Below are 14,429 nucleotides of genomic sequence, written 5' to 3'. Positions count from 1 at the left end.
ATGGGTTGCCCGGCTCGGCTTCAACGGCCGGCAAATCAGCCAGGCCGCCGAGCTGATGGGTATCACTGGCAGCAACACTGTCAGCCTGATCTCCACCGGCAAGCGAGAGCTCACCGTTTCCGAGCGCCTTGCGATGTCAGCAGTCCGAGCTGGTTTGAAGCCGTGGACGCCTGAGTATGACGACGAGCTGCGTAAGGCTGGGCTGGTGCGTCAAGACCCCACCGCTGCCTGAAATCATTCTCCTGCATATACCCCAGGCTAAGGCTTGCTCGATCGAGAGCGAAGTGGAGGGCCTGAATTGTCTTCAGCCGCCGCTTCCTCAGCGCCTCCCTCCTCGCTACCGGACCATCGGTCACCGGCCAAAGGTCCATCCATTCATCCATGAACACTACCGACTCGAGCATGGGGAATATCCATTGCTCCGGCATGTCGGCCTTCACCCGGCCGAGGAGCTTGATGCAGTCGAGCTGATAGCCGCGGATGTCGGCCGACTTGCCGCCCCCTCCGCCGCCACCCTCGAGGTTCGGCGACTTCATGCCGTTCACCCTGGCCCCGTCGATGAGATCGCGCAGGCGAAGTGCAGTGTGGAAGCGAACACCACCCATCCCCTCGAGATCCCTGCCCGTCTGCATCTCCCCGCGCGATACCAGGAACTCGATCGGGCTGGAGTTGGCATTGACCACCGCGATCGCATCGCGAAGGTCGACCAATGTCCAGTGCGGTTTCTTTCCGCCGCCCATCTGGTCCGGGAAGTCGTCCTCTCGGAATGCCATCGCCCGTTCCATTGCGGAGTAGAAGCGGTTGCGCAATTCCTCCTGCTGCTGATCGCGGCCATAGAAGGCGACGAGCGGAAGGACTCCGGCCTTCGTGTCGGCCGGCGGCATCTCCCTCGCGCGCTTCAGTCTCTCGAGAATGCCTTGTCCCGTTGCCACTTCATTTGCTCCTTTTCAGCTGCCGCCCCTGCAGCGGAATGATCTTCATTGGAATGCGGTCGAGGATGCCGCCGTCCATCTTCTTCCCGTCCTCGCCGACGCGCACCGACGCCAGTTCGTCGAGCGCCTTCTGCCTTTGGTCGTCGCTCATCGCCGATCGGTTAGCGTAGGGGGAGCGAGATACGATGCCGGACACCTGCTTGCCGCCCTTCGACGCGACGAGGCCGATCTTCTTCTCCGACATCCCGATCAGCCATAGAACCCACACCACGTAGATGCTGCTGTCGCTGTGCTTTGTCTTCCCCATCGCCTCGCCCCTTGTAAGCTACTGTGATCACCCGGGTTTTCCCCTTCTGCCGGAGCGGCGCCTTGAATACCGCCTCCGCTTCTGCTGCCGTCTCTCCGGCTATTTCGCCATCACGGACCAGGCGGCCGTTGATGTAGGCGACGATGTGGTCGAGCAGATCTTGGATTGCCTCGGTCCTGCTCTTGTAGATTTTCGGCCGGCCGCCCCTTTCGAGGATGGGCTTGAGCTCTCCGTCCCTCGATGTCCGAAGCTTCGCGAAAGTGCCGACGGTGGCGACGGTTTCAAGCTCGTAAGAAAAGTCGTTCATGCGGTTGCTCCCAGGTCGAACTCACGCTCGTCCTGCGAGAGGAACGAGGTCTGCGTTTCGAAAACTTGGTCCTTGAATTGCGTGATCTTCCCGTCCCAATCGAAGATGTGCCGATCGCGTGGCGACCCGAAGCGGTCCTTCAATTTGTAGACTTCGATCTTTCCTGCGGTGCTCTGCACCTTGCGGTCCCACTCCTCCTTCAGGTTGCCTTTGTTGGTCATCGGGGGATTGCGCTTATGCCAGTCGTTTCGATTGAAGTTGGCGAGCATCAGGTCAGCGTGCTCCTCGAGCGAGCCGCCATAGAAGTCTTCCATCTCAGGCTCCGGCTGTTCCTTCTGACGCGCCGCCTTGGTGAACTGGCAGAGCCCGATGACGCAGCAATTGAGATCCTTCGCGAGGGCCTTTAGGTCGCGAGCGTTTTCATAGGCGCGCTCGACCGGGTCCATGCGCGTCTTGCTCGGCCGATCCACCAGCTTCAGGTGGTCGACAGCAAGAAGATCCAGGCCGAACTTTCGTTTGTGCGCATAGGCCCGGCTGCGGATCTGTTGGATCGTCATCTTCGACGGTGCTACGATGTTCAGCTTGCGGTTCGCGAACGAGCGCTGTGCTGCTATCAGCGCCTCGAACTGATCATCGTTCAGGCCGCGCATGATGTCGCGCATGGAAACGCCGGTTTCACCAGCGACCGAGCGCACCACCAGAGACCGGTTATCCATCTCCAATTCGAACAGCGATGTCGGGTGGATGGTGCTCGAGAACAGCATCTGCTGCATCGCCATTGCGGTCTTGCCAGAGCCGGGCGCTCCACCCCACAAAACGAGAGAGCCCGTCGCCAGCGAGCCGATCATCTTCTCCAAGCCATTCAAGCAGGGGCGGATTGCCATTGAGCTGCTGCTATCGCCCGCCATTTTCACCACTTGGCCGATGGTGCTGGACACGGTCGACTCGTGCTCGATCGCCGACGCCCGGGAGATATCAGCCAGGCGTTCCGATGCCCGGTCAACGATCTGGTCCGGGTCGTACTTCAGGTCGTTCGCCGTCTTGATCATGTTTTCGGCGAGCGCGATCACCTTGCGCCTGGTCGCGGACGAGCGCAGTTCATAGGCGTAGTCCTGGAGCGGGATGCCTTCCTCGCGCGATGCCACATGCAGCAGCATCGACACATACGCTTCTGGGTCTTTATCCTCGCTGAGGCTGCCGATGCGGCCGGCGACGATCGGAACCCGGATAGCGCGGCCGTCGCATGCCAGCTCATGAATAATGGCAAAGATCTTCTGGTGGTCTTCGGATGCGAACAGCTCGATCGTCAGAATTTCAGAGACGTGCCAGTAGTTCTCCTCGTTGAGGAGGATGCAGCCGAGCACCAACTGCTCGAGCTTGAGGTTACCGATAGTGGGAGATGCGTTGCTCATCTTTCTTCCTTTGAACCCATACGTCCAGCCAGTCGTCAGGTTCAGGCGACGGGTGCACGACCGCCTCGACGCCTTCTTGCCTTGCACGTTCCTGGAGTTTCTTCGCCGCGACGATTCCGGGCGGCTCCATCAGGTCGCCCGTCTTGTTATTGAGGCGGTGGCGATCACCATCCGCGTAGATCTCGAGGCGCTTGACGCCCTCGGGGATTTCGAAATTCATCATGCCGGAGGTGGAAAGTGTGGCCCACGTCGAGGCGTTCGGCTTAGTCAGCAGCATGACGCCCAGCCCGGTCTCGATGCCTTCCGTGAGGCGCAGCGTCTCCGTTACCGGGCCAAGCCGCACCGCTCCACCGGTCGCCGGGCCGAAGCCGAGCTTCACCTTCTTGCCTTCCTTATCGGAAATGGCCTTGCCGTCCGGACCAAGGAAGATGCGCCACACGGCGACCAGCTTCCGGCTCTTGCTCTGAACCCCGCCGATCAGCGCCGGGTGCCGCTCCGTGCCCAACTTGAGGCGCGAGTGAAAGCGAAGGCTCGGCATCCACGCCATGCCGGCAGGAAAGTCGGCCAGCTCGATCGATCGGGTGCGGAGGTAGGTTTCTGCGAGCGTGCCGGCGATCGCGACGCCTCCCTCCCAAATAGAGCGCACCGACTCCGCCTTGCGCTCCTGCTCGCGGCGGTCGTCAGCTTCCTTCTGGACGTTACGGCGCGCGCGATCTGCCTCTCGCTTCATGCGCTCGCGTTTTTCATCCGCGGTCTCTTCCGATCCCGGTAAGCTGACGCCAGCCAACGAAGCCACGATTTCGACGGCGCGCGGGAACGTCACGCCATCCAGGTCCATGAAGAATTTGAAGTGGTTGCCCGACGCGCCGCAACCGAAGCAGTGGTACCGGCCCTTCTTATCCTCGCAGTGGAAGGACGGGCGCGACTCGCCGTGGAACGGGCAGCACCCCCAATAGTCGCCCCGCTGCGGCCGGGTCTTCGACCGTTCCCACGTCACACGGGTACCGACCACATCGGATATAGACACGCGCTCGCGGAGGTCGTCGAGAAACTGATCTGTGAATCGCATTACAGGCCCATTTCTTCGAGGAAGGCGTCGATGCCTTCGGGCTTCTCGCTGCTGAAGGTCGCCTTGATTTGCTCGTCCCAATGGCGGGTAATTTTGTCCGACCACATGTTGCAGATCGGCTTCATGCGTTCGCGCTTGAGCTCGTCGGTGGTCTTGGTGATGCGGCGCTCCCATTTGCGGAGCTGCCGCCAGTAGAAGCGGTGCGTGTTGCGCATCTCGACTGGCAGATTGCGGAAGCACTTCCCGCAAATGATCTCGTAGCTGTATTTCTCAGCCGAGGCCGTGCGCTTGCAGCAGGGGTTGATGCACGGAATACGACCTGTCACAGGAACGACTCCTGCTGGTAGGACGCGCCCTTGTCGAAGGCATATGACGGCTCGTGCATCATGCGCAGAGCGTCGAGCATGCAGAGCGCTTCCGCCTCGTCTTCTGAGTTGTAGCCCCAGCCCTGCCGGTCGCAGTAGTCCTTGGCCTGCTGCTTCAACCACTTCGACTTATCGGCCTGCTTGAAGTTCTTCATGCTGTCCGGCACCCGCATCTTGCGATGAGTTTTCGAACGCCAGGTCGAGATGGCGATCAGCTGCGGCTCGCGCAGGCCCATCGTGTGGCAAAGCGTCTGCGCATGGGTCGGCCAGCCTGACGAGAACATCACCTGCTGAGCGTCGATCGCTGACTTCCCGTTTTCGCCATGGTCGACGACGGTCATAAGTTCGATGCCAACCAGCGGGTCAGGCAGCCCCGTCAACATGCGCTTCAGGTATCCGACGAACTCGGCGTAGGCCGCGCCCGGCGACTCCTGCTTGAAGCGCCAGGTGCCGCTTCGCATCCGCTCGCCACCGGCGAGGCAGTAAGCGAAGCCCGTGGTCCGACCTGGATCGAAGACGAAATATGAACCGGGAGCGCCCTTGGGATCGTAATTCATGCTGCTCTCCTGATTGATGCTGGCGCGTTGGCGTCGAACACGGCACGGGAGAAGCCGATCGGCGTCTTGCTTCGGGCATCGCCGCGGAAACCGGAGCCGGCGGCCATGTGGATGCGATTGTCCGGAGGCGTCGCGTTCTCGTAGTAAGGCCGGTGAAGCGGCATGACGAAACCATTGCCGGTCCAGAGATGCGTTTCCTTGGTGTAATGATCGGCGCTGTGGTACCCGGCGAATTGCCAAGGGTGGAACATGTAGTCGGGCTTGCCGATGTGCGGCACGTTCGACAGGAACCCCTTCGGGTTCTCAATGCAGTAGGGAGCGCCCGACCACGCGGCCGCCATGCGGCACGCCTCGAACACCTCGAGCGCATCGCGCAGCATTACCCCGCCCTTCTGCTCGAAATGCTGGCTGCCGCTGTTGGCAACGTGCGTGCACGGCGGGAAGGCCGCGACAAACAGGATCTTGCGGCGCGGCGGCGTCCAGCTGCGGACATCACCCCACACGAAATGGAGGTTGCCGATCGCCTTGCTGCGCTTGAACCCGTTCTGGATATCGACGCAGTAGCATTCGACGCCGGCCTCGGCCCATGGCCGGGCCATGATGCCGGTCGTGTCGCAGAGGAAGATGGCCGCGTTCTTCATGCCGCCACCTCGAGCGGGTTGAACTTGCCAGCTTCGTCACCCCACGACTGCCAGCCCGGCCGATCGGTGCGGCTGAACAGCTCGAGGCGGTTGGCGTTCGGCATCAGCTTTTCAGCTGCAACGAATGCCTCTTCAGGCTTTTCAGAATGACGACGTGCCAATCCGGTGAAGCCGGAGCGGACGCTCTTCGACGTCTTCGGGTTGCCACGCGTCCCGATCAGAAACGGTTCGTTGCTGCCGCGAAGGATATAGCCGGTACCGAAATGGATCTTCCCGTGCTTCGTGGTCTTCAGCCAGGTGCCGGCGGTCTTGAACTCGAAGCCCCACCCCTTCATGAGGATGAAGGCCTGATCGAGCATTGGGTTGATGGCCCACATCCACATGACGGTGTTAGGCGCCGCAAGGTCCATGACTGGAAGGGAAAGGCCTTCCTCGACCGTCATGGTTTTGTATTTGCCCTGCGGCGCCTTCTTCTCACCGCGCTTGGAGTACATCTCCTGCTGCCACGGATAGTCCACCATCATGAAATCAAAGCTGCCCGGCATCAGATCGCCGAACGGCCAGTTAGCCAGACCTCCGTAAGCAAGCAGTCGCATTATTGTTTGATCCCCACAGCGCGGAACACGTTCTTTTCCATTTCATCGAGCGCGATGTTGAGCCGGCGGTCGAACCAGATCATCCGGTAGACCATGTGCTCGCCTGGAAGCGGGTGAGTGATCAGACGCAAGAACAGCTTGACCGACATCGACCCCTTGAGCCGGTTGCACCGGACACAGGCCGCGACGATGTTGTTTCGGTGGTCTAGGCCACCTGTCGCCCGGGCAACGACGTGATCCCGGGTGACGTTTTTGTAGTTGAGTTTGCAGAGGCAGTACTTGCAGCGCCCGTCCTGCTTCCTCAGCGCCGACTCGCGATCAGCCCGTGCGAATGCGGCATCCAGCCTTGCTTGCTGGTAGCGTGAGAGGCGGTAGGCCATGACACGGGTCAGGCCGCGAGGATCGCGTCCTCATCCCACCATGCTTCGACCAGGCGACCGTCGGCAGCCTTGTAACGAACGAGGTATTGGGGGTCTTTGGTCGTGAATTCAGCGCGGCCGATGACCATGCCGGTCTCGTTGCTGAGCTCGAGCTTCACCTTGTCGTCGAGCTCGAACTGAAACGTCTTTTCCATTGGTCTTCTCCATCTTGTGGCATTGTTGCCGGGGGTCGTCGGTAGTCTGCAGGTGGTATCAGTCCGGCGCCTGCTCGCCGTTGACGGCCTTGTCAGTTTCGGCATTGATCCAGGCGGTGCCTTCGTTCATGCCGTCCTGCCAACGCTGAAACTCTTCCGAACCAGGCTGGTACGGATTGCTTGCGCTCTTGCGCAGCTTGCCGGCCGCGAGGCCTTCCTCGTAGGCGCGCTCGTCCTGCGGCGTCCGATCCTTGTCGAGGAGATCGATCTGCCGGCCGACCTGGTGGCCGAACATCTTTGCGATGCGGATGCGGCGCTCGAACTCGGCGACGACCTTGCCGACATCCTTGTCTTCGAGCGTGAAGGCGAACTCGACATCGGCCTTCGACCAGCCGAGATCCTTCAGGCGCTTGTAGATGGCGCCCATGTCGCCCTTCGTGCTCGCCATGTCGGACTTGTGGCCCTTCAGATCCGTGTACGCGTTCAGGAACACGCGCTCTTCGTGGAGCTCCTGTTCTGTTTTCTGATTGTGGTCCTTACTCATCATCTCTCACCTCTGTGCTGGCGCATGCACGTTGATTTCCAGCCGCCGGCATGCCTCGGCGATGGACACTCCGGACCTGATCAGTTCGAAGTATTGGTTCTCGAGATGAGCCGGCACATGGAAGCCTCGGCGCGCTCGCTTGTAATCGATGATGTGGTTGGGCTGGGGTGGCGCCTTGGGTTCAGTCACCTCACGCAAGCCCAATTTCTTGATGCGCTTCGAAACGAGGACGTTACTGAGCCCCATCTTCGATGCTATCTGGCGCGCGGATAATTCCTTCGCTGCCAGATCACGAAGGATGCCGTCCCGCTCCCTCGTCCAACCTTTCCCTCGTACCGCCCCCATCGCGACCGCCTCATTCAGCCGCCGCGGCCGGCTCTGGATCTGGCCGGCGGATGGGCTTCTCCGGCACCTCGATGCTGAACTGCTTCGCCAGCATGTCGATGAGGATGATGATCGGGCCCTGCTCGACCGTCCGCTTTTTCTCCAACCGGAAGATGACCGGCTGCTGAACTGCGAAGCGCATTGCGAAGGTCGCTTGGCTCTCTCCGAGCATCGTGCGGATGAACCGCACCTGGTCCCCGGTGAGCTTGGCCTCGTAGCCGTTTTCTTTTACCGCAAGTTCTTTGGCTTCCATCTGGCTTTACGTCTCCAATTTGAGGTAATATATACGGAACGCATTTTTATGCGGTCAATACGAAACGTATGAAGCCACACAAAAGAGGAGTTTCAGAGAGTATGAAGTTGGATACTCCGCACGCTCGGCTACGTTTTGCCCGGGCAAAAGCAGGTGATAAGACCGCATCGGATGCCGCGCGTCGGATCAATACGAAGATTGTCACCTACACAGCGCATGAAAATGGTACGCGCGAATTCGATCGCCTTGCCGCGATCAAATACGCCCAGCATTTTAATGTAGACCCCGCTTGGTTGATGTTCGGGACTCCCGACGACGCGTATAAAGCGACTTCAATCGGCGCCGAGTCCGAAGTGACGGCGATCGTCCAAGGTAAAGCCGACGGCGACGTCTTCTATTTCCAGACGGAAGTCGGGGGCTCCCAGGAATTCGCATTGATTCCGCGTCTTGATGTCCAGGCATCAGCGGGGAACGGGTTGGTTCCGTATGGCGAAGATCCGCTGGAATATCTCGCTTTCCAATCTCACTGGCTGCGCGCGAAAGGCGTCAATCCGTCGGCCGCTCGCATCCTCAGCGCCCGCGGTGATAGCATGGAGGAGACAATTCGAGACGGTGACGTCTTGCTCGTCGACACCTCGATAAACCGGGTCAAGGACAACGCCATCTATGTCGTGATTTACGGGGACATGGTTCTGGTGAAGCGAATTCACGGGAGGATGAATGGCTCCCTTCAACTGATAAGCGACAACCCTAAGTACCCCGCGGAAGAAGTCACTTCAGGCGAAGTCGATCTGCTCAATGTTGCGGGCCGGGTCATGTGGTTCGGGCGCTCGATTTGATTTCGGAGTCCGCGTTTTTCTGAATCGACCGCTTGAGACAACCACAGAGCGTAAACGTTAAGAGCTCATGGGGTCTATCAATACCTTCTCTACCCTTCATGAAGTCTTGAATTTCTTTCCCCTGCTCGATTGAGAGATCACTGTGATGCCCACAAACCAAGAACCACGCTCCGAGTAGAAGCGTGTTCCCTGGAGTGGAAGGAGTATCTGCCCGACCGAGCCGACCACCGCTTATCCCACAGATGGCAGCGTGCTCGTCCGCCCCACCATATCAGCCTCTTTTTCGGAGACGTCTCCGTTGATCAGGGCAGGCTGCCAGCTTTCGCCGCCAGAAACCCCTTGAGCCAGATCAAATCCCGTTCTTGCTCGGATCTACATCATGGGCGAACCGGTTCGCGTCATTCACATGATGCAAACTGGACAGGATTTGGAACAAAGCGAGGACGAGTAGCTTGAAATAATACGTTGTGTATGTATATTCAGCGCTACTGGAGATCTTCGCCGCGAAACGAATTTGCCTTCCAGTCTCAGCCCCGACCTCCTGCAAAGAGGTGCGGGGCTTTTCTCTTTTATGCTCCCCGCTCATGCCGACAGTCAATACGTTGCGAATTAATTTACCGCACCGTTGACACCTACGATACGATGCGTATTATCTAGTTCATTCGATACGTAGATAACGGCAGTTTCGCGGATCCCATGATTCACTCAATACAATCTGCATTGGCGAAAGCCTCCGACGTTCGCTCCGCCACGGTTGAGGCCATCAAGGCGTGGCACCGCGGCGAACAGCTGTCCGCCGGGCAGAAAGAGCTCATCGAATCGTCCCGCGTTCAGTGCCTCGCACGAGCGCATGGGGTGGATCTTTGACCGACCACGAGCTGATCGAAGGCCGCGCTTTCGAAATCTACCAACGCTTCATCGCCTTCGGGGTTGGCTCCTGCCTGGTGCTCAATCTCAACGGCAAACAGATCCCGGAGACCCCGGAGCAGGCATGCGCCCGCCGATGGCGGCGATTGCCAGAGAAAGTCCGCGAAAATTTCATCGCGGAAGCAAGAGCAGAAGATCATCCAACTGAGGATTAAGTCGTGAAGATCGTTTCATTGCAGGCAGAAAATATTAAGCGGCTGGTTGCCGTCGAGATCCGACCAGATGGCAATCTTGTTGAGATCACGGGCAAGAACGGCCAGGGCAAGACGTCAATCCTAGACGCGATCTGGTGGGCGCTCGACTCCAACAAGGTGGTGCAGTCGAGCCCAATCCGCGAAGGTGCCGAGAAGGGGTTCGTCGAGATCGACCTTGGCGACTACATCGTCACCAAGACCTTCAAGCGGAAGCCAGACGGCGACGTCACCATCGCCCTGACGGTGAAGAACAAGGATGGCTTCAAGGCGGACAGCCCGGTCAAGCTGCTCGAGACCTTCATCGGCGACCTTACCTTCGACCCCCTCGCCTTCGCTCGTATGAAGCCACAGGAGCAGGTGGTGGCGCTGCGGGCGCTGGTGAAGGACTATGACTTCGCCGATGCCGAAGCCAAAAACAAGGCGGACTTCGAGGCCCGGACCGACGTCAACCGCACCGTTCGCGATCTGAAGGCCCGCATCGACGCCATTGCCGTGCCGGAGGACACCCCCGACCAGCGGATCAGCGCCGAATCCCTAATGGGCGAGCTCTCCAGGGCGATGGATCACAATAGCAAGATCGATGCCGCCATCACCAAACGGCAGAACATCGATCAGCGCATCCAGTCCCTCGACTCGATCAACGCCACCCGCAAGGCACAGATCAAAACTCTGCAAGCCGCCATCATTGCGGACGAGCTGGCGATTGAGGAACTGCGCGATGAAGTCGATGGCATCGACACGAGCGGCGAGAAGGTCGACATCGAGACCATCCGCCAGCAGATCACCAAGGCGGAAGAGACCAACCGCTACGTGGACCGCAAGCAGCAGCGCGCGACGCTGCAGAACGAATTGAAGGCAGCCGAGGAGAAGAGCGCCGCCTACACCAAAGCCATCGACGACCGCAAGGAAGCGGCCTCCAGGGCGGTCAGGCGCGCGGAGCTCCCTGTCGGCGGCCTTGAGCTGACCGATGACTCGATCCTTGTCAACGGCCAGCCTTTCGATCAGGCGAGCGACGCCGAGCAGCTTCGCGTGTCTGTCGCTGTTGCCGGCGCCATGAACCCGAAGCTCCGCGTCATCCGAGTGCGTGACGGCTCGCTGCTCGACACCGACTCGATGAAGCTGCTCGCTACCTACGCGGAAGAGCAGGACATGCAGATCTGGCTCGAGTCCGTGCAGTCGCCTCGCGATACCGCGATCGTCATCGAGGACGGTCGTGTTGCCGGCGCTCAGCTGGAGGCAGCCGAATGACATTCCGCGAACATATTCCCGCAGCGCCGGCCACCGGCGCATTCAACAAGACGTGGATCGTCGAGGCGGCTTGGGCGCACCCTCTTTGGGATTGCTACGTCGTGTTCCTCTACGACCTTACGACCGATCTCCCGGGCCAGCAGGCTCCCACACTCTACAAAGAGGGGATGACGCACGAGCTCCTGGTGTTCGCGCTCGACCCTGCCCATCCGGTTGAGCCTCCCGTGCACAGACTGGAGCCTGCCAACCACGGATACCAGTTCAAGGCGGAGAGCGACGAGGCTGCCGAATCCCGCGTTGTCGAGCTCCTCGAGGCTATCTCCGCCGGCACCTTGAGCCCCGACACGGATTTCCGAGCTATGTGGGATTCGCGGTTTGTCGACGGCGTGACCCTGCTTAAAGGCGGTGTCGCATGAAGATCATCGCAGCAGCCGGCCGCGAGAGGTTCGTTGTCGAGATCTCTCAGGAAGAGATCATCAAGGCGGCCGGTTTCACCAGCTCCTATGACGAGGCATGGACCCGGCTCAACGGCGGCCGGGACATCAAGGTTGGCACAGAGATCAAGGTCGACGCTGCCTATCAGTTTCACGCCCGCGTCAGCTCCTTCCACGGCGATGCCGAGAAGTCAGCACGCATGCTTCGCGCGCTGGCCGACATGATGGACGGCGCTCTGCCAGACGTCGTCATTCCTCCCCTTGAGGAAGGCATCTTCGAAAACGAGGCTTTTATCGTTTGGTCCGGCGATCGCGAGAAGCCGGAACTTCCTGACAATACGCTCGTCGAGATCCAGACGCGTGACGGCCGCACCGACAAAGCTCGAGTTCAGCGGCTCTGGTGGAAGCACTCCAATCCCGACGACTCGAATTTCAACAGCGATATCATCCGGTACCGGGTGACGACGAAGGAGGGTGGCCTGTGAAAACCTACCTCGATTTCAAGCCAGACGCCGACGGCCGCTACCAGTTGCCGGACGGCATCTACTTCGGCCTTCCGGAGGAGATCTACCACGCCGACACGGCGATCGGCTCGACCTCGTTCATGCAGCTGGCGAAAGATCCCTGCAAGTGGCAGTACGACCGGCTCCGCCCGCGCAAGAGCGATCCGAAATATCTGACCTGGGGCCGCGCGTGGCATTGCCGCGTGCTCGAGGGCAAGGCGGCGTTCGAAGAGCGTTATGCCAATCCGCCGGTACCGAGCGACTACCCGGACGCACTCAACACCACTGACCAGATCAAGGAGTTCCTCCGCATGCACGGGCAGAAGCTCACCGGCAACAAGCCGGAGCTGATGGCCCGAGCTCGAGAGTTGGACGAATGCCCGCCGTTCTTCGACGAAATCCTTGCCCGCTGGTATTTCGACCATCCGGACCACGAAACCCTCGACGACCGACAGGTGCAGGAGATTGAGGATGCTGTCGCTAATATGACGCGCGATCCTACCCTCGCGTCTGTCATGGTCGCCGGCTCGCTCATCAGTGGTGCGGCCGAGCTGTCCATCATCGTCACCATCAACGGCGTCCGGCGCAAGTGCCGTCTCGACTACGCCATCCCGCCGGCCGGCGATCGCGTCAAGTCATTGATCGTCGACCTCAAATCATTCGACACCTACAAGGGCGGAACGCACGAGCAAGCCGGCATCTTTAAGGTCTACGACATGTGCTACGACATCCAGGTCGCGGCATATATGGAGCTCTTCCAAGAAGCGAAGAAGCTCCTCGCCTACGGCGCCGTCTACGGTGACGCTCCTCGCGATGGTTTCATCAAGAGCTTACTCGAGGGCGACGGCGTCGAGTGGGTTTGGGTAATGATCCGCAAGGACTCCGGGATGATCCCGGTCACCCTCTCGATCGACACCGCCGACAGGATGTTCGAGCACGCTCGCAACATCGTGGCCGACACGGTCGAAGTTTACCACTCCTACATGAACCAGTGGGGTCCGGCTCAGCTCTGGACGCCCCCGCCCAAGGCGCCGCTTCGGCTCAACCACTCGGTCATGCCCTCCTACAATCGAGGAATCCAGTATGAACAGCCTAACAACCGTTGAAGCTGGCCGCCTGATCGACGGCCTGCGCGTTGAACTCGAGCCGCTTGTACTAGACAGCGGCAAGAGCTTCGACCGCCTCCGGTCCGTCTTCATGATCGCCGTTCAGCAGAACCCGGACATTCTCAAGTGCTCCGAGAACAGTATCAAACGCGAGATCTCGAAGTGCGCGGCCGACGGCCTCGTGCCGGACAACAAAGAAGCCGCCATGATCCCCTACAAGGGTGAGCTTCAGTATCAGCCGATGGTGCAAGGCATCATCAAACGGATGAAGGAACTCGGCGGCGTCTTCAACATCGTCTGTAACCTCGTCTTCGAGAAGGACGTGTTCACGCTGGACGAGTCCGATCCCGACTCCCTTTCCCATGTGTCCGACCGGTTCGCTACCGACCGCGGCAAGGTGGTCGGCGGCTACGTTGTCTTCCGAGACGAGCATAAGCGGGTCATGCACCTCGAGACCATGTCGATCGTCGACTTTGAGAACGTTCGGAAGGCTTCGAAGGCGCCCGACTCGCCTGCCTGGAAGAACTGGACGAATGAAATGTACAAGAAGGCCGTGCTCCGGCGCGGCGCCAAGTATATCTCGGTCAACAACGACAAGATCCGCGCGCTCCTCGAGCGCCAGGACGAGTTGTTCGACTTCACACCGAACCGCGTGGTCGAGCGGACCAACCCGTTCACGGGCGAAGTCATCGAAGGCAACGCCACGCCATCGATCGAGAACAAGCAGCAGCCCCCAATGCAGCAGCCGCGGGAGACGCAGCCCGCGGGCAGCCAGCAGGAGCCACGCCAGCAGCGGATCAACAACACCGGCGACGGGAGGGCATCGCGGAAGCAGGAGCGGCAGCCAGAGAACAAAGACGCCGGGAACACCCAGCAGACCAAAACCGAGACCAAGAAGGACTTGGTGCCACCAGCGGTCCCAGAAGTCGATGTCTTCCCCGCGGACAAGGCGAAAGCCGCTGAAGCCGCCGAGAAGCTACTCGGCGTTGCCCTCCTGCCAGATCTCGATCCTCGCGGCCGGCGCGGCGTGCTCAAGCAGGCGGCGGTCGACTGGAAAGAAGCGACACCCGCCTACACGCATCCATTGCTAAAGGCCTGCATCGACATGTCCGACTGGGCGATCCAGCAGCAGGTGAAGGAGGAGGCGTGGGCCGGCGAGCACGCCATGTTCGTCCACAAAATCAAGTCCCTGCTCGATGTCGAAAAGTTAAATGTCGGCAAATACCCCTAACCCTGA

The 14,429-nt window shown here is 60.1% G+C and carries 20 protein-coding genes and 1 pseudogene; 7 read left to right on the top strand and 14 right to left on the bottom strand.

Features of this window, described 5'->3' with window-relative positions:
- Positions 1 to 110: 110 nt before the first annotated feature.
- The 14 genes and pseudogenes from PMI07_RS21540 to PMI07_RS21480 form a co-directional block, all read right to left on the bottom strand.
- Positions 111 to 884: a hypothetical protein gene (locus tag PMI07_RS21540; RefSeq protein ID WP_155956599.1), complete on the bottom strand. Its 774-nt coding sequence runs from the start codon at positions 882 to 884 to the stop codon at positions 111 to 113.
- Between the two features lie 49 nt (positions 885 to 933).
- The gene (locus PMI07_RS35040) at positions 934 to 1,239 is read right to left on the bottom strand and encodes a hypothetical protein (protein WP_007754736.1); all 306 of its coding nucleotides are present in this window, start codon (positions 1,237 to 1,239) and stop codon (positions 934 to 936) included.
- Between the two features lie 303 nt (positions 1,240 to 1,542).
- On the bottom strand, positions 1,543 to 2,958 hold the full coding sequence (locus tag PMI07_RS21530) for a DnaB-like helicase C-terminal domain-containing protein (protein ID WP_024164015.1): 1,416 nt from the start codon (positions 2,956 to 2,958) through the stop codon (positions 1,543 to 1,545).
- Positions 2,930 to 3,688, bottom strand: a complete 759-nt coding sequence (locus tag PMI07_RS36000; RefSeq protein WP_348626251.1) for a toprim domain-containing protein — start codon at positions 3,686 to 3,688, stop codon at positions 2,930 to 2,932. The genes PMI07_RS21530 and PMI07_RS36000 overlap by 29 nt, the downstream gene beginning before the upstream one ends.
- A gap of 36 nt (positions 3,689 to 3,724) precedes the next feature.
- Positions 3,725 to 4,027, bottom strand: a pseudogene (locus tag PMI07_RS35785) (CHC2 zinc finger domain-containing protein); the annotation flags it as partial.
- Positions 4,027 to 4,353: a hypothetical protein gene (locus PMI07_RS21520; RefSeq protein WP_007758579.1), complete on the bottom strand. Its 327-nt coding sequence runs from the start codon at positions 4,351 to 4,353 to the stop codon at positions 4,027 to 4,029. The gene PMI07_RS21520 and the pseudogene PMI07_RS35785, both read right to left, overlap by 1 nt.
- Positions 4,350 to 4,949 carry a hypothetical protein gene (locus PMI07_RS21515; RefSeq protein WP_007758577.1) on the bottom strand — a complete coding sequence of 200 codons (600 nt, stop codon included), beginning with the start codon at positions 4,947 to 4,949 and terminating at the stop codon, positions 4,350 to 4,352. Before PMI07_RS21515 ends, PMI07_RS21520 begins: the two co-directional genes overlap by 4 nt.
- On the bottom strand, positions 4,946 to 5,590 hold the full coding sequence (locus tag PMI07_RS21510) for a hypothetical protein (RefSeq protein WP_007758573.1): 645 nt from the start codon (positions 5,588 to 5,590) through the stop codon (positions 4,946 to 4,948). The genes PMI07_RS21515 and PMI07_RS21510 overlap by 4 nt, the downstream gene beginning before the upstream one ends.
- The gene (locus tag PMI07_RS21505) at positions 5,587 to 6,186 is read right to left on the bottom strand and encodes an MT-A70 family methyltransferase (protein ID WP_007758571.1); all 600 of its coding nucleotides are present in this window, start codon (positions 6,184 to 6,186) and stop codon (positions 5,587 to 5,589) included. The genes PMI07_RS21510 and PMI07_RS21505 overlap by 4 nt, the downstream gene beginning before the upstream one ends.
- Entirely contained in the window at positions 6,186 to 6,566 is a 381-nt protein-coding gene (locus PMI07_RS33745; RefSeq protein WP_007758569.1) for an HNH endonuclease signature motif containing protein, read from the bottom strand. Before PMI07_RS33745 ends, PMI07_RS21505 begins: the two co-directional genes overlap by 1 nt.
- A gap of 8 nt (positions 6,567 to 6,574) precedes the next feature.
- A complete protein-coding gene (locus PMI07_RS21495; protein ID WP_007758567.1) occupies positions 6,575 to 6,760 on the bottom strand; it encodes a hypothetical protein in 186 nt (61 codons plus the stop codon).
- Between the two features lie 58 nt (positions 6,761 to 6,818).
- A complete protein-coding gene (locus PMI07_RS21490; protein ID WP_210164778.1) occupies positions 6,819 to 7,253 on the bottom strand; it encodes a hypothetical protein in 435 nt (144 codons plus the stop codon).
- 57 nt (positions 7,254 to 7,310) lie between these two features.
- Positions 7,311 to 7,649 (bottom strand): GcrA cell cycle regulator, encoded by a 339-nt coding sequence (locus tag PMI07_RS21485; protein ID WP_007758563.1) that lies wholly within the window; start codon positions 7,647 to 7,649, stop codon positions 7,311 to 7,313.
- Positions 7,650 to 7,659: 10 nt separating this feature from the next.
- Positions 7,660 to 7,941 (bottom strand): hypothetical protein, encoded by a 282-nt coding sequence (locus tag PMI07_RS21480; RefSeq protein ID WP_007758561.1) that lies wholly within the window; start codon positions 7,939 to 7,941, stop codon positions 7,660 to 7,662.
- Between the two features lie 101 nt (positions 7,942 to 8,042).
- Here PMI07_RS21480 and PMI07_RS35780 point away from each other — a divergent pair, with 101 nt between their 5' ends.
- The 7 genes from PMI07_RS35780 to PMI07_RS21440 all read left to right on the top strand — a co-directional run bounded on the left by PMI07_RS35780 (position 8,043) and on the right by PMI07_RS21440 (position 14,423).
- Complete coding sequence (locus PMI07_RS35780; protein WP_007758560.1) at positions 8,043 to 8,780, top strand: helix-turn-helix transcriptional regulator; 738 nt, start codon at positions 8,043 to 8,045, stop codon at positions 8,778 to 8,780.
- Positions 8,781 to 9,643: 863 nt separating this feature from the next.
- On the top strand, positions 9,644 to 9,862 hold the full coding sequence (locus PMI07_RS21465; RefSeq protein ID WP_037087762.1) for a hypothetical protein: 219 nt from the start codon (positions 9,644 to 9,646) through the stop codon (positions 9,860 to 9,862).
- 3 nt (positions 9,863 to 9,865) lie between these two features.
- Positions 9,866 to 11,149, top strand: coding sequence for an AAA family ATPase (locus tag PMI07_RS21460; RefSeq protein WP_007758555.1), 1,284 nt, complete (start codon positions 9,866 to 9,868; stop codon positions 11,147 to 11,149).
- A complete protein-coding gene (locus tag PMI07_RS21455) occupies positions 11,146 to 11,565 on the top strand; it encodes a hypothetical protein (RefSeq protein WP_007758553.1) in 420 nt (139 codons plus the stop codon). Before PMI07_RS21460 ends, PMI07_RS21455 begins: the two co-directional genes overlap by 4 nt.
- The gene (locus PMI07_RS21450; RefSeq protein WP_007758552.1) at positions 11,562 to 12,068 is read left to right on the top strand and encodes a hypothetical protein; all 507 of its coding nucleotides are present in this window, start codon (positions 11,562 to 11,564) and stop codon (positions 12,066 to 12,068) included. The genes PMI07_RS21455 and PMI07_RS21450 overlap by 4 nt, the downstream gene beginning before the upstream one ends.
- Positions 12,065 to 13,192: a PD-(D/E)XK nuclease-like domain-containing protein gene (locus PMI07_RS21445; protein WP_007758551.1), complete on the top strand. Its 1,128-nt coding sequence runs from the start codon at positions 12,065 to 12,067 to the stop codon at positions 13,190 to 13,192. Before PMI07_RS21450 ends, PMI07_RS21445 begins: the two co-directional genes overlap by 4 nt.
- Positions 13,170 to 14,423, top strand: coding sequence for a RecT family recombinase (locus PMI07_RS21440; protein ID WP_007758550.1), 1,254 nt, complete (start codon positions 13,170 to 13,172; stop codon positions 14,421 to 14,423). Before PMI07_RS21445 ends, PMI07_RS21440 begins: the two co-directional genes overlap by 23 nt.
- Positions 14,424 to 14,429: the final 6 nt, after the last annotated feature.

The sequence above is a fragment of the Rhizobium sp. CF080 genome (genome assembly GCF_000282095.2).
GTDB lineage: Bacteria > Pseudomonadota > Alphaproteobacteria > Rhizobiales > Rhizobiaceae > Neorhizobium.
This window is presented reverse-complemented; position numbering and strand designations above follow the sequence as displayed.